General features: G+C 70.3%; 17 protein-coding genes and 1 tRNA gene. 12 read left to right on the top strand and 6 right to left on the bottom strand.

The window, feature by feature from the left end; genetic code table 11:
• Positions 1-105: 105 nt before the first annotated feature.
• The 7 genes from ACFO6S_RS18895 (at position 106) to ACFO6S_RS18865 (ending at position 7,271) form a co-directional block, all read left to right on the top strand.
• On the top strand, positions 106-1,290 hold the full coding sequence (locus ACFO6S_RS18895) for an MFS transporter (protein WP_378419515.1): 1,185 nt from the start codon (positions 106-108) through the stop codon (positions 1,288-1,290).
• Between the two features lie 69 nt (positions 1,291-1,359).
• A tRNA-Cys gene (locus tag ACFO6S_RS18890) sits at positions 1,360-1,430 on the top strand.
• 89 nt (positions 1,431-1,519) lie between these two features.
• Complete coding sequence (locus ACFO6S_RS18885) at positions 1,520-2,821, top strand: YibE/F family protein (RefSeq protein ID WP_378419514.1); 1,302 nt, start codon at positions 1,520-1,522, stop codon at positions 2,819-2,821.
• A 474-nt stretch (positions 2,822-3,295) separates the two neighbouring features.
• Positions 3,296-4,303, top strand: coding sequence for a 3-oxoacyl-ACP synthase III family protein (locus tag ACFO6S_RS18880; RefSeq protein ID WP_378419513.1), 1,008 nt, complete (start codon positions 3,296-3,298; stop codon positions 4,301-4,303).
• 1 nt (position 4,304) lies between these two features.
• A complete protein-coding gene (locus tag ACFO6S_RS18875) occupies positions 4,305-5,054 on the top strand; it encodes an SDR family NAD(P)-dependent oxidoreductase (RefSeq protein ID WP_378419512.1) in 750 nt (249 codons plus the stop codon).
• Positions 5,054-6,115, top strand: coding sequence for a phosphotransferase family protein (locus ACFO6S_RS18870; protein ID WP_378419511.1), 1,062 nt, complete (start codon positions 5,054-5,056; stop codon positions 6,113-6,115). The genes ACFO6S_RS18875 and ACFO6S_RS18870 overlap by 1 nt, the downstream gene beginning before the upstream one ends.
• Entirely contained in the window at positions 6,108-7,271 is a 1,164-nt protein-coding gene (locus tag ACFO6S_RS18865) for a CaiB/BaiF CoA transferase family protein (protein WP_378419510.1), read from the top strand. Before ACFO6S_RS18870 ends, ACFO6S_RS18865 begins: the two co-directional genes overlap by 8 nt.
• A gap of 25 nt (positions 7,272-7,296) precedes the next feature.
• On the opposite strand, the gene bfr is transcribed toward ACFO6S_RS18865, so the two are convergent.
• The 6 genes from bfr to ACFO6S_RS18835 all read right to left on the bottom strand — a co-directional run bounded on the left by bfr (position 7,297) and on the right by ACFO6S_RS18835 (position 12,036).
• Positions 7,297-7,782 (bottom strand): bacterioferritin, encoded by a 486-nt coding sequence (gene bfr / locus ACFO6S_RS18860; RefSeq protein WP_378419509.1) that lies wholly within the window; start codon positions 7,780-7,782, stop codon positions 7,297-7,299.
• A gap of 80 nt (positions 7,783-7,862) precedes the next feature.
• Entirely contained in the window at positions 7,863-8,078 is a 216-nt protein-coding gene (locus ACFO6S_RS18855; protein ID WP_378419508.1) for a (2Fe-2S)-binding protein, read from the bottom strand.
• 130 nt (positions 8,079-8,208) lie between these two features.
• The gene (locus ACFO6S_RS18850; protein WP_378419507.1) at positions 8,209-8,613 is read right to left on the bottom strand and encodes a hypothetical protein; all 405 of its coding nucleotides are present in this window, start codon (positions 8,611-8,613) and stop codon (positions 8,209-8,211) included.
• A 279-nt stretch (positions 8,614-8,892) separates the two neighbouring features.
• Positions 8,893-10,029, bottom strand: coding sequence for a sulfotransferase family protein (locus ACFO6S_RS18845; RefSeq protein ID WP_378419506.1), 1,137 nt, complete (start codon positions 10,027-10,029; stop codon positions 8,893-8,895).
• Positions 10,030-10,058: 29 nt separating this feature from the next.
• Entirely contained in the window at positions 10,059-10,841 is a 783-nt protein-coding gene (locus tag ACFO6S_RS18840) for an SDR family oxidoreductase (RefSeq protein ID WP_378419505.1), read from the bottom strand.
• A 10-nt stretch (positions 10,842-10,851) separates the two neighbouring features.
• Positions 10,852-12,036, bottom strand: coding sequence for a hypothetical protein (locus ACFO6S_RS18835; RefSeq protein WP_378419504.1), 1,185 nt, complete (start codon positions 12,034-12,036; stop codon positions 10,852-10,854).
• A 92-nt stretch (positions 12,037-12,128) separates the two neighbouring features.
• Here ACFO6S_RS18835 and ACFO6S_RS18830 point away from each other — a divergent pair, with 92 nt between their 5' ends.
• From ACFO6S_RS18830 to ACFO6S_RS18810, 5 genes are all read left to right on the top strand, one after another.
• Positions 12,129-13,049, top strand: coding sequence for an IclR family transcriptional regulator (locus tag ACFO6S_RS18830; protein ID WP_378419503.1), 921 nt, complete (start codon positions 12,129-12,131; stop codon positions 13,047-13,049).
• 152 nt (positions 13,050-13,201) lie between these two features.
• A complete protein-coding gene (cysD, locus tag ACFO6S_RS18825; protein ID WP_378419502.1) occupies positions 13,202-14,143 on the top strand; it encodes a sulfate adenylyltransferase subunit CysD in 942 nt (313 codons plus the stop codon).
• The gene (gene cysC / locus ACFO6S_RS18820; RefSeq protein ID WP_378419501.1) at positions 14,143-16,005 is read left to right on the top strand and encodes an adenylyl-sulfate kinase; all 1,863 of its coding nucleotides are present in this window, start codon (positions 14,143-14,145) and stop codon (positions 16,003-16,005) included. The genes cysD and cysC overlap by 1 nt, the downstream gene beginning before the upstream one ends.
• Positions 16,002-17,126, top strand: coding sequence for a 3'(2'),5'-bisphosphate nucleotidase CysQ (locus tag ACFO6S_RS18815; protein WP_378419500.1), 1,125 nt, complete (start codon positions 16,002-16,004; stop codon positions 17,124-17,126). The genes cysC and ACFO6S_RS18815 overlap by 4 nt, the downstream gene beginning before the upstream one ends.
• Positions 17,127-17,446: 320 nt before the next feature.
• Positions 17,447-18,472, top strand: coding sequence for a TIGR03617 family F420-dependent LLM class oxidoreductase (locus ACFO6S_RS18810; RefSeq protein WP_378419643.1), 1,026 nt, complete (start codon positions 17,447-17,449; stop codon positions 18,470-18,472).
• Positions 18,473-18,503: the final 31 nt, after the last annotated feature.

The raw sequence follows: 18,503 nt of genomic DNA, 5'->3' as shown, positions 1-18,503 counted from the left end.
GCGCCGGCGGCGGGGCGGACACCGGTCGTCCCCGTCAGTGGGAGACCGCTGCGGGGGCGGGCGCGGGCGCGTTGCGGGTAACGTCCGACGCCGAGGAGATGACACGTGATCGAAGCGAACACGCCGTGGCGTCAGCACCGGCTGATCCATCTGGTGTTCTTCCTGATGGGCGCCGAGCTCTTCCTGAGTTCGCCGCTGCTGCCCACCATGGCCGACGGCTTCGGCACCTCGATCTCGAGCACCGCATGGGTGGTCACCGCGTTCGGGCTGTCCTACGCCGTGGCGAGCCCGTTCGCCGGGGCGCTCACCGAACACCTGCCGCGAAAGCGGGTGATCCTCACCGGCATCGCGGTGTTCATGACCGGTGAGCTGGCGTGTGCGGCCGCGCCGTCGCTGGGCTGGCTGATCGGCGCCCGGGTGGTCGGCGGCGTCGGCGGCGCCCTGATCGGGCCCGCCATGTGGGCCTATCTCGCCGAGACCTCGCTGCCCAGCCATCGGGGGAAGGCGATCGCGTTCGGGGCGTCCGCGTACGCCGGCGGGCAGATTGTCGGGGTGCCGCTGGCGACCTTCGTCGCGTCGGGATCCAGCTGGCGCCTGGCCTTCGGCGCGGTCGCCGCGGGTCTCGCCGTCGCAGGCACGCTGATCTGGCTGCGGCTGCGGGAGTCCGCGGCGGTGGTCGCCGCGTCGCCGCGCAGTCCGGCGGCCGCGCTGCGCTCGTCGTTCGGCCTGTGGCGGGTCCGGGTGTTCCGGACGATCATGGCCGGGAACTTCTTCCTGCAGGCGGCCCGGCTGGGCACCTACGCGTACGCGGGCGCGCTGTTCGCGTCGAAGTTCGGCTTCTCCACCGCGGTGCTGGGTCTCGTCGGCGCGCTGGTGGGCATCGGGTCGCTGGCCGGCTCGCTCGCCGCGGGCCCGCTGGTGGACTGGTGGTCGTCGACGGGGCGTCACGTGCCGGTGCTCAACGTCGGCTGGGGCCTGCTGCTCGCGGCCGCGCTGGCGGTGGCGACGACGGCGTCGAGTTGGCAGCTCGCCCTGGCAGGCTTCGTGCTCACGTTCTTCGCCGGCACCGCCTTCTTCAGCTCGGCGCAGGTGTACCTGACCACCGTGATGGCCGAACGGCGCGGCCCGGCGCTGTCCTGGAACAACTCGGTGCTCTACCTCGGCACGGGCGCAGGCACCACCGTGCTGGGCACCACCACCCTGGGCGAGTCGGCCTTCGCGGCGGTGGCGGTGGTGTTCGCGCTGTGCGCGGCGGCCTTCAGCGCGCGGCTCGCGTGGGCGCGGTCGTGACGGGGTTCGGATCACGCTGATCCGAACCCTGGTCGCCGGCCCGGCCGTCCGGCACAGTCAGTAGTCGATGCGGGTGTGGCTGAGTGGTCAGGCACCGGTCTGCAAAGCCGTTCACACGGGTTCGAATCCCGTCATCCGCTCGGGCGTTGGGGCTGGCCAGCAGTGGTCAGCCCCAACTTAATCTCGCAGGTGATCTCGGTACCCTGGCCGGCATGCGGAATCAGGCCCGATGAGCCACGGACACGGACACGGACACGGACACAGCGGCCCCGTCCCCGTCGGCCCCGTTGCCGCCCGTGTGGTGGTCGGGCTGCTGACCGCGATCGGCATCGCCGTGCTCATCGGAGCGGCTGTGCTCTGGCCGAGCAAGCACACCGTCGAGATCCCGTTGCCCTTCCAGACCGCCGGCGGCGGCGCCGTCGTGACCGAGGCAGGCCTCGTCGTCTCGCAGGACCTCGGCGCGTGCGGCAGCCCGTCCGCCGGCCGCGCGTTCACCGGCCCACCGCTGCCCGCGCCGGAGACCTCGTACCACTGCCAGCGCAGCATGGTCGACATCCGGTCCGGCCCGGATGCGGGCACCCACACCCTGCTCGAGATCGCGCCTGGCGCCGGGCAACCGGATCTTCGGGTCGGCGACAACATCCGGCTGGTCCTGCAGAGCGATCCGTCCGGCACCACCATCTACTCGTTCGAGGACTACGCCCGCGGCCTGCCGCTGCTGCTGATCGTCGCCGCCTTCGTCGTGGTGATCGTCGTGGTGGCCCGCTGGCGGGGACTGCGCGCGCTGCTGGGACTGTTCGTCGCGTTCGGGGTGCTCGTCGGGTTCATGCTGCCGGCGCTGCTCGACGGCAAACCCGCGATCCCGGTGGCGCTGGTCGGCGGCTCCGTCATCCTCTACGCGGTGCTGTACCTGGCGCATGGCGTCAGTCTGCGGACCAGTTCCGCCCTGCTCGGCACGCTGGCGTCGATGGCGTTGGCCGCCGTGCTGTCCTGGGTGGCGATCGAGATGACGCACTTGACCGGGCTGTCGGAGGAACAGAACACCAACGTGCAGACCTACATCCAGCACGTGAGCATCACGGGTTTGCTGCTGGCCGGGTTCATCATCGGTTCGCTCGGCGTGCTCAACGACGTCACCATCACGCAGGCGTCGTCGGCGTTCGAGTTGGCGCACCTGGACCGGGACGCGAACCGGCGCGAGATCTTCGGCGCGGCGATGCGGGTGGGACGCGACCACATCGCCAGCACCGTCTACACGCTGGTGCTGGCGTATGCGGGCGGCGCGCTGCCGCTGCTGCTGCTCTTCAGCGTCGCCGGGCGGTCGATCGGCGACGTGCTCACCGGAGACGCCGTGGCCGTCGAGATCGTGCGGTCCGCGGTCGGCGGCATCGCGCTGGCCCTGTCCGTGCCGTTGACCACCGGCATCGCGGTGATGCTGGCGAGGCCGATGGGGTCGGGAACGGCAACCGTGCCGGTCGGACCCGGCGGGCAGACGGACGCCCGACCGCGCGGGGGTCGGCACGCGCGCTGACCACCGTCGCGCCCGATGTCCCGGCCAGCTCGACGAGGACGTGCAGGCGGAGTCGCCCGAGGAGGGCGTCAGCCCACGCTGGGCGGCTGGTCGACCAGTTGCGCGAGGTAGAGCTGCTCGTCGAGCCTGTCGATCGCGACTCATGGTGCGGATCGACTCGGCCACGGCGGGCGCTGGCGGGAAGTACCTGACTTTCTCAATGCGGTGCTCCGGCGTCGGAGGAAGAAACTCCCGAAGTTCGTCGGTGCGCTCGCCGTGCTCGCTGACGATCGCCGCGAACGCATCGTCATGGCCGTCGACGCCGCGCGTCCGGACACCGCCGAGTACCTGCGCGGGCTCTGGGAGGAGCGATGAAGGTTGTTGACGTGAGGCCGATTTGGACAAATGCCACCGAAACGACGCCCGGAGGTCAGCGGGTGGAGTAGAACGGCTTTCAGCGCTGTCGGGGGGCGTCCACTCATCAGGAGGCCAGTGATGCTGTCCGAAAGCAGGCGCACCGGGGATCGGGCCGGGTACGGCGTCCTCGGCATGGGGATGTACGTCCCGCAGCGGGTGGCGACCAACGCCGAGGTCGCGGACGGTGCCGGTGTCACCGAGCAGTGGATCGTCGAGAAGACCGGGGTCCTCGAGCGCCGACGGACCGCGCCGGGGGAGAACACCGCGGACATGGCCGCCGAGGCGGGCCGGCAGGCGCTCAAGCACGCGCGCGAACTGTCGTTGACGGTGGAGGCAAACGAGGAACCGGGGATGCTGATCGTGGCGACGTCCACGCCCGACCGGCAGGTGCCCGCCCCCGTCTCGGACGTGCATGCGCGGATCGGGCTGGCGCCCATGCCGACCCTGAGCCTCGACGGCGGCTGCGCCGGGTTCGCGCAGGCGATGGTGACTGCCGACGCATACCGGCAGATCGGGCAGGCCGGTACCGCGCTGGTCATCGGCGCGCACCGCATCGAGAACTTCCTGGTCCCGTCCGACCGCAAGACCGCGCCGCTGTTCGGCGACGGGGCAGGCGCCTACCTGATGGGCCCCGTGCCGCCGGGCTACGGGATGCTCGCCAGCCGACTCGTCACGGACAGCACCTTCGTCGACGCCCTGCACACCCCGTACCGAACCCCGAGTTCGGCCGGGGTCGAACCGTTGCACATGGACGGTCGCCAACTCGCGGAAGTGTTCGTCCGAGAACTGCCGGAGCTGCTCCGGGAGTCGCTCGACGAGGCCGGGTTGACGGTGGCGGACATCGACCACCTCTTCGTGCACCAGGCCAACGTGCAGATGGTGCGACTGTTCGGGCAGGTTCTCGGCCTCGCGCCCGAGAAGGTGCCGACCACCGGGCAGTGGGTGGCGAACACGGCGGCCGCGTCGTTGCCGATCGGCACCGTCATGTCCGCGCGTGAGCGGAAGATCGAACGGGGCGACATCGTCGCGATGGTCACCGCCGGCGCAGGCGTCAGCGGCGCGGTCGTCGTCATGCGGTGGTTCTGAGATGGGGGACCAGCAGCGCACCGCGGTGGTCACCGGTGGCGGCGGCGGCATCGGATCGGCGATCAGCAGGCGACTGGCCACCGACGGTTTCGACGTGGTGATCGCATACTGCGCCAACGAATCCGGTGCCCAGGATGCCGCACACGACTGCCGGGAGTCGGGGGTGCGCGCGGTGACCGTGCAGGCCGACCTCACCGAGCCCGAAGGAGTGCGACAGCTGGTGGACACGGCGATCGACGAGTTCGGTCGCCTCGACGCCTTCGTCCACAACGCGGCCACCGCCGTGTTCGGGTCGCTCCCCAAACTCGCGACCCAGCGGCACGACGACTACCTCCGGGTGTTCGCACTCAACGCGCACGCGTTGCTGGTCGCGGCCGCCGAGTGTTCGCAGCGGATGGCCGACGGCGGCCGCATCGTCAACATCTCCTCGGTCGCCACGGTGCAGGGGCTGTTCGGCGGGGCCGCGTACGCGGCGAGCAAGGCGGCCGCCGAGTCGATCACCCGCACCGCGGCCAGCGAGCTCGGCGGACGCGGAATCACCTGTAACACCATCCAACTGGGCCTCGTGGACACCGCGACGGCGCGGGCGGTGACCAATCAGCAGGTGATGGACTTCTACGCCATGCAGGCGCCGGTTCGGCGAGTGGGGGAACCCTCGGAGGTGGCCGCCCTGGTGAGCCACCTGGTCGGCGGGGAGTCCGGCTGGCTGACCGGTCAGACCGTCGGCCTCAACGGGGGATTCCGGTTCTGATGTCGGAAACCACGAACAGTCGAGCGCTCGCCGATGCCGAGGTCGAGGAGCTCTCCCGCTGGCTCGCCGACAGGCTGCCGGGCGTGGGCCCGGTGACGGCGGCGACACTGGTGCAGGCCGCCGGGCACTCGCACGCGGTCTACCTGCTGACCCGTGGCGAGCTGCGGTGGGTGCTCCGGGTCGCGCCCGACCATCCGGAGGCGTCGGTGGGCGGCGGCTTCGACCTGAGCCGGGAGGCCAGGATTCTCGACGCCCTCGCGGGCAGCGGGGTCCCGCACCCGTCCGCGGTCGCCGTTCGCGACGGGTCCGCACCGACGCGCCGAGACTTCCTGGTCAGCGAGTTCGTCGACGGGATCACCCTCGACCGGACGCTGCCGCAGGCGTACGCCAACCCCCGCGACGGCCGGGCCGTCGCGGAGTCGATCGTCGACACCCTGGCCCGGGTGAACGCCGTCGACTGGCGCTCGACCGCACTCGTCGACATCGCACGGCCCGACGGCTACCTCGGTCGCCAGTTCGACAAGGCGGCATCGATGCTCGAAGGGTTCCGCACCCGCGACACCCCGGCCCTGGAGAAGCTCCTCGACCGGTTGCGCAGGGACCAACCCTCGGCCTACAGCCTGGGGCTGATCCACGGTGACTACAGCGCGATGAACATCATGGTCTCGCGCGAGCGGCCGGCGGTGCAGGCCGTTCTGGACTGGGAAACGGCGACCGTCGGCGACGCCATGATCGACATCGGGTACCTCACCGCGCGGTGGGTGCGCCCCGAGGAGAACCCGCTGGTCGCGGCGTTCGCGCTGGGCGGGCCCGACCCCGCCGCGCACGACCTGCTGCCCTCCCGGCAGTACCTCGCCGAGCGGTACGCACAGGTCAGCGGCCGGTCGATCGAGCTGCTGCCGTTCTACCAGGGCCTGGCGATGGCCCGGCTGGCCGTGGTGCTGGAGGGGCGGGTGGCGGTCGGCACGCGCCGCGGTCGCCCCGAGGCGGCCGCACTGTTCGCCACGATGGCGGACGGCTGTGCCGACCACGGACTGCGGCTCCTGGACGGCGATGTCTGAGCCGCTGCTGGCCGGGGTCCGCGTGGTCGAGTCGGCGAGCCTGCTGACCGGTGCCGCGGTCGGGATGATGCTGGCCGACCTCGGGGCCGACGTGGTGAAGGTCGAACCGCCGCACGGCGACCTGATCCGCTGGGCGCTGGGTCAGGTGACCGCCGGCTACAGCCCCGCGCACCTGCAGTTGAACCGCAACAAGCGCGCGATCTCCCTCGACATGCGGACGCCCGACGGGGCCGCCCGGTTCCGTCGGCTGATCGAGGGCGCGGCGGTGTTCGTCGACGGCAACGCACCGGGCACCCTGGCCAAGCTGGGGCTGCCGGATCCCGTGCTGGCGCAGCTGAATCCGGGCCTCGTGCACTGTTCGGTCAGCGGGTACGGGGTGAGCGGTCCGTACTCGGCGATACCGACGCACGGGCTGATGATGAGCGCCCTGGTGGGCGCGAACCCGACGACGGTGTCCGACGACGGGACCCTGGGCGCGGCGGAGCGCGAGGGCGCGTCGATCAGCGGGCGGGGTGGGGATGCGGCCGTCGCGGCCGGCAATGCAGCGGCGACGGCGATCTGCGCCGCGTTGGTGCGTCGGGAACGCCGGGGCATCGGCGCACGGATCGACATCTCGGGTGCCGACGCGTTGCTGGCGCAGTCGATGATTCCCGTTGTCTACCAGGCGAACCGGGGCCGGATTGCCGACACCACGACATTGCCGTTGCTCAGCGACGGCACCGGCGGGCCGCGGTACCGGCTCTACGCGACCGCGGATCGGCAGGCGGTGGCGTTCACCGCGCTGGAGCCGAAGTTCTGGGCCAGGTTCTGCCGCGCCGTCGGCCGTGAGGACCTGGTCGATGCGAACCCGGACGGGGTGGACCTCGAACGTGCGCTGACCGACATCTTCGCGACGAGGACCCAGCGGCAGTGGATTTCGGTCGCGATCGACGCCGGCCTGGCGATCGGGCCGGTCCGCAGCACGCTCGACGAGATGAAGGGCGACGAGCACCTGCGGCATCGGGGCGTCTTCGTGGACGCCGAGCACCCGGTCGCCGGGCCCTTCACCTACGTCGGCATGCCCGGCCTCGTCGACGACGCGCCGTTCGAAGTTCGGCTGCCCGCGCCCGCCCTCGGCGAACACAACGACGACTTCGAGGACGGCTGGCCGAGCTGAGCCGCGCCGGTCGACCGGGTGGGTGTCAGCCCACGCTGGGGGGCTGGTCGACCAGTTGTGCGAGGAAGAGCTGTTCACCGAGCTTGTCGATCAGCTCGAGCTGAGTCTCGAGGTAGTCGACGTGCTCCTCCTCCTCGGCGAGGATCTGCTCGAGCAGGCCTGCGCTGGTGTGGTCGCCCTTCGCCCGGCACATGGTGATCCCGGGACGCAGCCTTTCGACGACCTCGACCTCGACGGCCAGGTCGGAGGTGAACTGCTCGCGGATGGTCTGTCCGACCCGCAGCGGTAGCAGTCGCTGGTAGTTCGGCAGCGCCTCGAGCATCAGAATCCGGTCGGTGAGCAGCTCCGCGTGCCGCATCTCCTCGAAGGACTCCTCGCGGGTCTTCGCGGCGATCTTGGTCAGGCCCCAGTTCGCCTGCATCTTCGAGTGCAGGAAGTACTGGTTGATGGCCGTGAGTTCACTGGTCAACTGCTCGTTGAGAAGTGCGATGACCTCGTCGTCTCCGCGCATGGTGACACCTCCGCTGACGGTGGGCTGAACCTTGGCCGAAGCCTAGTGCCCAATCGGCGGTTTGACGCGGTGACGCGGCGTCACGCGCTGATCTGTTCGACCTCGCTGATCTGCTCGCTCTCGCAGTCGGAGTAGTGATCCTCGATCATCGACCGGATCCTGCTGTGGCAGGTTCCGCAGCCCCGGCCCCGGCCGGCCCCGCATCCCATCGCGACCTGCTTGGTGGTGCGCGCACCGGCTGTGATGCACAGGTGCACCTGGTCCTCGGTGGTGCCTGCGCAGATGCACACGTACATGCGGAACTCCTCGATATGACGTCTTCCAAGGCGAGGCTACGCTAAGAATGTCGCGTTGGGTAGGGCTGCCTAACCTCATCGGGTCGGTCGAGGGTCCGCGTAGGCGGCGTCCGACCCGGTCTGCCGGGCCTCAGGCCGCCCGTCGGACCGCGGGCCGGGGTGCGCCTGCCCCCGCCCAGGCCCGCAGCAGCGACGCGGCCAACTGGTTCTTGACTTCGGCGACGGAGTCGGTGGCGCCGCGCGGATCGAGTGCCTCCTTGAGCAGCTGGCGGTACCGCGCGGGGGTGACGCCGAACGTCTCGAGCAACTGGGCGGGGTTCGCGCCGCCGAACGGTGCCCAGGTGATGGCGAAGCCGATCACCCATCCCGAGTACGGGCTGACCGCACCGTTGAGTTCGAGGTACCTGCACAGTCGGCGCCACCCCCGGATGCGCTCGGCGTCCTTCCCGTCACCGGCCCCGGCGTTCGGGGCGTCGTCGGCGCGGACCGCCCGCATCGGGGTGCGCGGTCGGGCGGAGTGCTGGGCTGTGTGCATCGGAACCTCGGCAGGTGCTCGGCGGGTTGGTGAACTGGATCACACTGTGCCCGCGTCGGCCCCCGCGGACGACGGCCGATCTACCCGGGTACCTACCTGTTTCTCGTCCCCCGCGTGGTCACCGCCACGGAAGGCGTCGACGCCACGCCGGCGCATCACACACACTTTGTCGTGGTCACACGTGCCGTCGCGCGAAAACACGAAGGCTGCCGAACGGCGGCGGGGAGCAGATCGACGGCGCGATGCCGACCTGCTCCCCGCCGCGCGATGGTGCCCGCCTCAGCCGCCGAAGCGCTCCTCGACCTCGGCGGCGGTCAGCCCGAACTCCTCGAGGGTGTACTTGTGCGAGGGACGACGCGGCCCGCTCTGGCTCTCCTCGTGCATGGACTCCATCGCCCCCTGCGCGGCGGAGGTCAGCGGAAGGTCGAACGTGCTGTAGATGCCCTCGACCGTGCCGAGCGGGTCGGCGACGAAGTCGTGGTAGTCGACGTCGATGAACTGGGCCGGGTTGTGCCGGGTCCGCGCGGCGTTGAAGGTCTCGAGTCCGCGGGCCCACAGCTCGAGCTGGCTGCGCCCGATCACCTCGCCCTTGAACTTGTTCGACCAGCCGTCCGTCGCCTGTTCGGCCAGGCTGCACACCGACGGGATGATCGTGCTCGGCGCGCGGTGTGTCTGCACTATCAGCGCATCCGGGTAGGTCGCGAGCAGCTCGTCCAGTGCGAACAGGTGGCTGGGGTTCTTGAGCACCCAGCGGCGGTCCTGGTCCGCCTGCCCGATCAGCTGCAGGTTCTTCTTGTGCCGCGAGTAGGCGTTGGTCCAGTCCTGCCCCTCGAGCCACTTCGAGTACGTCGGCAGGTTCGCCAGGCACTCGTACGAGACGGACTTGAAGGTCTGCCGCAGCAGCTGCCAGCACTCCTCGACCTCGCCGGCCGACATGTAGTGCACGCCCATGAACTCGGGGTGCTCGACGTGGTGCTGGCTGAACTGTGACTCGATGGCCTGGAAGACCGGGTTGGAGTCCCAGCTCTCCCGCGGCGGCCGCGGCTGCGGCATCTCCGTCAGCCACATCTCCAGGCCCTGGTGCGCCGGGTCGACGGTGAGCAGCCGGTGCAGGGCGGTGGTGCCGGTCCGGGGCAGGCCGGTGACGAAGATCGGCCGCTCGATCTTCACGTCCGCGTGCCCGGGGTGCTGCTGCCAGGCCGCCTCGCTGAGTAGGCGGGCCACCAGGGCGCCGCGCAGGAACACCCGGGAGATCTTGCTGCCGAACGGGGTGAGGTCCTCGTCCCGCTCGTACGAGTCGAGCAGGACCCCGAGTGCCTCGGTGTAGTCGTCGGGGCCGAAGTCGCTCAGCCCGGTCATCCTCGTCGCGGAGGCCTGCAGGTCCTCGACCGTGCCGACGTGCGTGCGTTCAGTCATCTGTATCGCTCTCTGGTGTCTGTCGGCCTCTAGTGGTGGAACTCGCCGCAGTTGACGTCGAGGCACTGCCCGGTGACGGCGTTGGCCATCGGGGAGGCGAGGAAGAGCACCGCGTCGGAGACCTCCTCGGTCTCGGGCAGCCGCTTGAGGTCGGTGTTCGCTGCGGTGGCCTCGTAGATCTGCTCGACGGTCATGCCGTACTTCTGTGCCTGGTGCGCGAAGTACCCCTTGAGGGTGTCGCCCCAGATGTAGCCCGGTGCCACCGAGTTGACCCGGATTCCCTTGGGGCCCAGCTCGGTTGCGAGCGACTGCGACATCGCCAGCAGGGCCGCCTTGGCCATCTTGTAGCTGCCGTAGCGCTCCTGCGAGTGCCGCAGCACCATCGAGTTGATGTTCACCACAGAGCCCTTGGACTCCTCGAGTGCCGGGGTGAACAGCTGCGTCAGCCGCAGCGCGCCCAGCACGGTCAGCTCGACGGCGTCACGGATGGACTGGAAGTCGGTGCGCGCCAACGGCTTCATCGACGGGATCGCGAAGGCGTTGTTGACCAGGGTGTCCACCCGGCCGTACGCCTCGACGCTGGCCGCGACCAGGCGTTCGGCCGAGTCCTGGTCGGTGATGTCGGTGGCGACGGTGACCGCGCGCCGACCGAGGTCGGTGACCTCCTTGGCCACCTCGTCGAGCCGGGTCTGGGTCCGGGCGGCCAGCACCAGGTCGGCGCCGGCGGCGGCGAAGCGCAGCGCGAGGGTCCGGCCGAGTGCGGGTCCGACCCCGGAGATGACGACGATCTTGTCCTGCAGCAGGTTTGTCACTTCGTAAGTCCTATCCGAGCATGCGGTTGGCGACGGCGGCCTGGCGCTCCGCGATGCGGGCGGTCCAGTCCTCCGGCGTGATCTTGTTCTGTTCGTGGAAGGGGAGTTTCGCGGCGACCTCGTCGATGCCGACCACCTCGACGGTCGGGCCGTCGGCCGGGGTGAACTCCCGCGAGGTGCGCTGCCAGCGGAACTGCAGGATGCCGCGCGGGTGACCGACGGTCTCGATCCAGTTGGTGACGCCCGGGTTCCGCTCCGAGACCACCATGCGGATCATGCCGTCGGGGTCCGTCTGGGCCTGGGTGTTGTTCAGCGAGGTCTGGTGGCCGGTGTAGTCCAGCGAGATGTACCACATGCTCCCGAGCTGGAAACCCTGGTACGGCGCGTCGGACTTCGGGACGGTGATGATCATCGCCTGGTCGTCGGCGAGTTCGTAGTGCCCGACCGAGGAGAACTGGGTGGCCAGGCCGCCCGGCGTCAGCCGCGGCTCGGTCATCGTGTTCACCGGCAGCTTGAGGTAGAACCACTCCGGGAACTGCAGCCACGTCTTGACGCGGCTGACCAGGGCCTTGCCGGCGCGGGCGAAGCGCTTGGCGGTCTCCTCGGCGGTCAGCGGGTCGAACGGGACGCCCCTGCGGTCCACGCGCTCGACGCGGACGGTGCCGCGGCGCTGGGACCAGTCGCTGTAGACCTCGCGCACCACCAGCTGTGACGCGCCCGGCGCGAGCGTGAAGTGGTTGCGGCGCCCGGCGTTCTTCTCGGCCCATGCCCCGCCCGCGGGCCCGAACCGGACCTCGAAGTTGCCGTCGGCGTCGATGTCGATGTCCCGGTCGTCGAACGCCGAGGCGCTGCCGGGCACGTTGGAATCGGTGTAGTTGCCGCTGAGCACCTGGAAGCTGAGGTCGCAGGTGGTGCCCCGGGTGCCGGTGACGACGTACTCGGCGTCGTCGTTGACGCGGGTGCCGAAGTACAGGGTGTCGGGGTTGTCCAGGCCCATCTTCGTGTACGGACCGGTGCCCTGGATGAAGCCAGGGTGCGTCTTCTCGGTGGCCCAGGCCGCATGCACGGTGGCCAGGATTCCGCCGGCGAGGTACTGGTAGCCCTCGAGCAGGTCCTGTTCGGACCGGATGTGCGGCGCGGCCTCGACCAGCTTCTCGGCCTCGGCGATCGCCTCGGCCAGTGGATCTGTCAGCACTCCCGCTCCTCGCGTTCAGGTGGTACAAATATGTACCCAAGTGGTAGGGAATTTGTTGCCCCGACCATAGAACGTGTTCTAAGGAGTGGTCAATGGCTGTCGAGCCGGATGCCGTCACCGGGCGCCGTTCGCCCCCGACCGATCGGGTGGTCCAGGTGCTCGATCACCTGGTCGCCCGGCCCGAGCGACGGTTCGGTCTCTCCGAACTCGCCCGGGCGCTGGGGATGAGCAAGCCGACCTGCCTGGGCATCCTCACCGCCCTGGTCGGCGGCGGGTACCTCACCCGCGACCCCGAGGCGAAGTACGGCCTCGGGCCGGCGCTGATCGTCGCCGGCCGGGCCGCGCAGCGGGGTTTTGCCGTCGGCCCCATCGTCCGGCCGCACCTGGACGCGCTGGCGGCGGAGTTCGGCGCGATCTGCACGGCGTCCGCGGTGGTGGGGGACCAGGTGATGATCGTCGAGGTCGCGGCCCCGTCCGGTGTCGAGGCCGGGCGGACCGTCGCCAAGGTCGGGGAGGTGTATCCCTTCGCGCCGCCGGTCGGGCTGATGTACGTCCTGTGGAGCCACGACGAGGAGTTCACGCGGTGGCTCGGGCGCGAACCGGCGTTCCCCGTCGTGCTCGACCACGACCTGTTGCGGAGCGTCGTCGACGACTGCCGGGAAACGGGCTACCTCGTCGAGCGTCTCACCCCGACCGGGCGACGGCTGTTCTCCCTGATGGCCGGGGTGGCCGGCCGGGACCTGCCTGCCGAGCTGCGTGAACTCGTCGGCGAGATGGTCTCGAGTCTCGGTGAGCGGGTCTACCTCGGCCGCGAGACGTCGGCGGACGTCGAGTACCCGGTCAGCCTGATCGCCGCCCCGAGCTACGACGCGGACGGGCGGCAGGCGCTGGTGATGACCCTCGACGTCGGCGGCTCGATCAGCGGGGCCGAGATCGAACGCCGGGGCCGGGCGCTGGTGGCGGCGGCGGACGCGGTGACCGCGGAGATCGGCGGGCGGGCGCCGGTGCGCTGAGGGCCTCGGCGCACCGGTTCGGTCTCGTCGGGGCATTGACCGTTTCTGCAACACGTTCTAAGGTCGGGCGCAGATCGAAATTTAGTACCGATGCGGTACATAAATGTACCGATCCGATGAGTCCGATCCTGTGAGCCTGAACCGGAGCCACGATGACCGCACAGTCCCCGCCCCTGAGTTCCCCTCCGCCGAGATACGAGCTGTCCCACCTGGGCGCGCTCGAGGCGGAGTCGGTGCACATCTTCCGTGAGGTCGCCGCCACCTTCGAGCGGCCGGTGCTGCTGTTCTCCGGCGGCAAGGACTCGGTGGTGATGCTGCACCTCGCTGCGAAGGCCTTCTGGCCCGCGCCGCTGCCGTTCCCGGTGATGCACGTCGACACCGGGCACAACTTCGACGAGGTGATCGCGTTCCGGGACGAGACCGTCACCCGGCTGGGTCTGCGGCTGGTCGTCGCCGGCGTCCAGGACGACATCGACGCAGGCGCCGTCGTCGAGGAGACCGGCCCGCGGGCCAGCCGGAACCGGCTGCAGACCCACACGCTGCTGCGTGGGATCCGGGAGAACGGCTACGACGCCGTCTTCGGCGGGGCCCGGCGCGACGAGGAGAAGGCCCGCGCCAAGGAGCGGGTGTTCAGCTTCCGCGACGAGTTCGGGCAGTGGGACCCGCGCGCCCAGCGTCCCGAGCTGTGGAACCTCTACAACGGCCGGCACCGCAAGGGCGAGCACATTCGGGTGTTCCCGATCTCCAACTGGACCGAACTCGACATCTGGCAGTACATCGAGACCGAGTCCATCGTGCTGCCGTCGATCTACTACGCGCACCGCCGACCGGTGGTCGAGCGCGACGGGATGCTGTTGGCGCAGACGCGCTTCCTGACGTTGCTGCCCGGCGACGAACCACGCGAGGAGCTGGTCCGCTTCCGCACCGTCGGCGACGCCACCTGCACCGGCTGCGTCGAGTCCTCCGCGTCGACCGCCGCCGAGGTGGTCACCGAGGTGGCCGCCAGCCGCATCACCGAACGCGGCGCCACCCGCGCCGACGACCGCATCTCCGAGGCCGGGATGGAAGACCGCAAGAAAGAGGGCTACTTCTGATGGCGCATTCCCCGCAGCCGCTGCAACTGCTCAGGGTGGCCACCGCCGGCAGCGTCGACGACGGCAAGTCCACGCTCATCGGCCGGCTGCTGTACGACTCCAAGTCGATCTTCGAGGACCAGCTCGAGGCCGTCGAGCGCACCAGCCGGGCCCGCGGCGACGAGTACGCCGACCTGGCGCTGCTCACCGACGGCCTGCGCGCCGAGCGCGAGCAGGGCATCACCATCGACGTCGCGCACCGGTACTTCGCGACGCCCCGGCGCAAGTTCATCGTCGCCGACACACCCGGCCACGAGCAGTACACCCGCAACATGGTCACCGGGGCGTCGACGGCGGACCTCGCGCTGATCCTGGTCGACGCCCGCAAGGGGGTGCTCGAGCAGACCCGTCGGCACGCGTTCCTCTCCACGCTGCTCGGCATCCCGCACCTGGTGCTGTGCGTGAACAAGATGGACCTGGTCGACTGGTCGCAGGAGCGCTTCGAGGAGATCAAGGAGGAGTTCCGGCAGTTCGCCGTCAAGCTCGACATCCATGACCTCACCTTCATCCCGGTCTCCGCGCTCAAGGGCGACAACATCGTCACCCGCACCGAGAACATGCCCTGGTACGAGGGCACGTCGCTGCTGCACCACCTCGAGGACGTGCACATCGCGTCGGACCGCAACCTGATCGACGCGCGGATGCCGGTGCAGTACGTGATCCGGCCGCAGCAGCAGGCCGACGCCGGCCGCCGCGACTTCCGCGGCTACGCGGGCACCGTCGCCAGCGGGGTGTTCAAGGCAGGCGACGAGGTGATGGTGCTGCCGTCCGGGTTCACCACCACCGTCGCCGCCGTCTACGGGCCGGGCGGGACACCGGTCGAGGAGGCGTTCGCGCCGTCCGCGGTCTGCGTGCAGCTCACCGACGACATCGACGTCGGTCGCGGCGACATGCTGTGTCGGCCGAACAACCGACCGCTCGTCGGCCAGGAGGTCGACGCGATGGTCTGCTGGCTCACCGAGCAGTCCACGCTCAGTGCGAACTCGCGGTACTCGTTGCTGCACACCACCCGGTCCACCAAGGCGCAGGTGGTGCGCCTGGACTACCGGCTCGACGTCAATTCCCTGCACCGCGACGAGTCCGCGCAGTCGTTGTCGCTCAACGAGATCGGTCGCATCCAGCTCAAGACGCAGCAGCCGCTGCTGTTCGACCCCTACCGTCGCAACCGGATCACCGGCAGCTTCATCCTGGTGGACGAGTCGACCGGCGCCACCGTCGCGGCCGGGATGATCACCGGGCCGACGCTCAAGGAGTCGAAGGTGGTCTGGCACGCCGCCGCCGTCGCCCGCGAGGAGCGCGCGACCCGGGGGTCGACGGTGTGGTTGACGGGGCTCTCGGCGTCCGGGAAGTCCACGGTCGCCGTTGAACTCGAACGCCGGCTGGTGGCGGCCGGGGTGCCGGCCTACCGGCTCGACGGCGACAACCTTCGGCACGGGCTCAACTCCGACCTCGGTTTCGGTGCAGAGGACCGCGCCGAGAACGTGCGCCGGGTGGGGGAGGTGGCGCAGCTGCTCGCCGACTCCGGGATGGTGGCGGTGGCGTCGTTGATCAGTCCGTATCGGGCCGACCGGGACCGGGTGCGGGCTCAGCACGAGGCCGCAGGCATCGAGTTCGTGGAGGTGTTCGTGGACACGCCGATCGAGCAGTGCGAGGCCAGGGACCCCAAGGGCATGTACGCCCGGGCCCGGGCGGGGGAGATCACCGGCTTCACCGGGGTGGACGATCCGTACGAGCGGCCCGAACGCGCTGAACTGGTGCTCACCCCCGCCGACGGCGATCCGGGTGCGCAGGCCGCCCGAATCGTGAAATATCTTCAGTCATGAACGCCGACGCCGAATTTGCCGCAGACCTGGCCGCCCACGCTGGCGAGCTGTTGATCGAGATCCGGGCGGGGGAGCTCGGTGCGACGCCGCTGGACCCGGCCCAGGCGCGCGAGTTGGGCAGGCGCGGCGACCGGGAGGCCAACGCCCAGTTGCTCGAGCGCCTCGCCGCGGCGCGCCCGGCGGATGCCGTGCTCTCCGAGGAGTCGGCCGACGACCTGGCGCGACTCGACCGGGACCGGGTCTGGATCATCGACCCGCTCGACGGCTCCAAGGAGTACGGGCTGCCGGGCCGCGACGACTGGGCCGTGCACGTGGCGTTGTGGGAGCGCGGTCGCGGGATCACCGAGGCCGCGGTCGCGCAGCCGGCGCTCGGTGCCGTCTACACCTCCGGGGCGGTCGGCCTCGCCGAGCGGACCCCGGGCCCGCTCCGGATCCTGGTGAGCGGGAGTCGCCCGCCCGCCTTCGCGGCCGAGCTGGCGCAGCGCGTCGGGGCCGAGCTGGTGACGATGGGCTCCGCCGGCGCCAAGGCGATGGCCGTGCTGCGGGGCGAGGCGGACGCCTACGTGCACGCAGGCGGGCAGTGGGAGTGGGACTCCGCGGCTCCGGTCGGCGTCGCGCAGGCGGCGGGGCTGCACTGTTCGCGGGTGGACGGCAGTGCGTTGCGCTACAACGAGACCCGTCCGTACCTGCCGGACCTGCTCATCTGCCGGCCGGAGGTGGCGGGCCTGCTGCTGGGTGAGATCGCGACCCTGGCCGAGGCACAGGGCAGCCAGTCGCTCGCGCTGGTCCGCGAGTACCTGGGCTCGCTCGTCACCCACGACGCGTCGAAGGTGCGGCTGTCCGAGAACTGCTTCCGGGTGGAGAACGGGCAGCGCACCGGCAGCAGTGCGGCGGAGATCATCGACGAGCTCGAGAACGGGCACCAGTACGAGCCGATCACCGGGATCCGCGAACTGCAGCTGAGTGAGTGGGGCTCTCAGGTGGTGGCCCGCTTCCTGCTCGACATGCGTGCGGGGGAGGGCACTCTCACGGTGTCGCTCACCGAGCACTTCGCGATCTCGGGCGCGGAGATCTCGGCGATCACCGCGATCATCGAGCCGATGCGTCGACCCGAGGCGTGACCCGACGCGTCGATCGCGTGAGCTGATGCGTCGATCGGCAGGGCTGCGGCAGGTGTTTGGTCGCACCCTGCCGTACCCGGCCGCTCGTCCGGCCGCATGAACGTACCGTTCATTCGATCGCATCGAATGAACGGAATCGTTCATTCGATGAGGGCGACAGGGTCGGCCGGGGACGGCCGGGAGTCGGTGCCCGGGCGCCTGCGGCGGCATGTGGCGGACTGATCGGCGTCGCTCGGCCGCATGAACGTACCGTTCATTCGATTGGATCGAATGAACGGAATCGTTCATTCGGGGTGGTGGCGGCGGAGGGTTGGTTGGCAGTGTTGAAGGTGTACACGGGGACGGACCCGCGACTGGGACTGGCGGACATCGGCGCGTACGCCCGACGCGCCGAGGCCGCCGGCTACGACGGCCTGCACGTCTCGGAGACCGTGCACGACCCGTTCCTGCTCGCCATGGCGGCGCTGCAGGCCACCGAGCGGCTCGTGGTCCGTACCTCCGTCGCGCTGGCGTTCGTCCGCAGCCCGCTGCTGACCGCGTACACCGCGTGGGACCTCTCGAAGCTCTCCGGCGGCCGGTTCCACCTTGGACTCGGCTGCCAGATCAAGCAGAACATCGAGGAGCGGTACGCGATGCCGTGGTCGGCACCGGCCGCGCGGATGGCCGAGTACGTGCGGGTGGTGCAGGCGGCGTTCGAGACGTTCCGGACCGGAGAGCTGACGTTCTTCGACGGTGAGCACTACCGGTTCCGGCGGATGCAGCCGTACTTCAACCCGGGCCCGGACGCGGAGACCGCGGCGCCGCCGATCTACCTGGGTGGGGTCGGGCGTCGGATGTGTGCGGTCGCGGGCGAGTTGGCCGACGGCTTCGTCACCCATCCGACGAACTCCAGCCCGCAGTACCTGGAGTCGGACTGCCGGCCCGCGCTGGCCGCGGGCGCCGCGGTCGCGGGCCGGACCCTGGCGGACCTCGACATCGTCGCCGGCGTCCAGGTGATCACCGGGGCCACCGAGTCGGAACTCGACCGCGAGCGGGAGCGTCAGCGCCGATTGTTCGCCTTCCTGTACTCGACGCCCGCGTACCACGCCGAGTTGCTGCGCTGCGGGCTCGGCGACCTCCGGGAGCCGCTGGCCCGGATGGTCCGCCGGGACTCGTGGTCGGAGCTGCGGGAGGTGGTCACCGACGACGTCCTGGACGCGATGCTGCCGACGGCTCGCTACTCGGAGCTGGCCGGGGCGGTCCGGAGCCGGGTGGCCGGACTGGCCGACGGCGTGACCCTGACGCTGCCCGCGGACCCCGAGCGGGACCCGCAGATGGCCAGCGTGGTCGCCGAGCTGCGCGAGTAGGCGTCGGGCGGGGAGCGGTGCTCCCGACCGA

It is taken from the genome of Rhodococcus kronopolitis (assembly GCF_042654025.1).
Classification (GTDB): domain Bacteria; phylum Actinomycetota; class Actinomycetes; order Mycobacteriales; family Mycobacteriaceae; genus Rhodococcus_G; species Rhodococcus_G kronopolitis.
The sequence above is the reverse complement of the archived record's forward strand: the minus strand, read 5'-3'. Positions and strand labels throughout refer to the sequence as shown.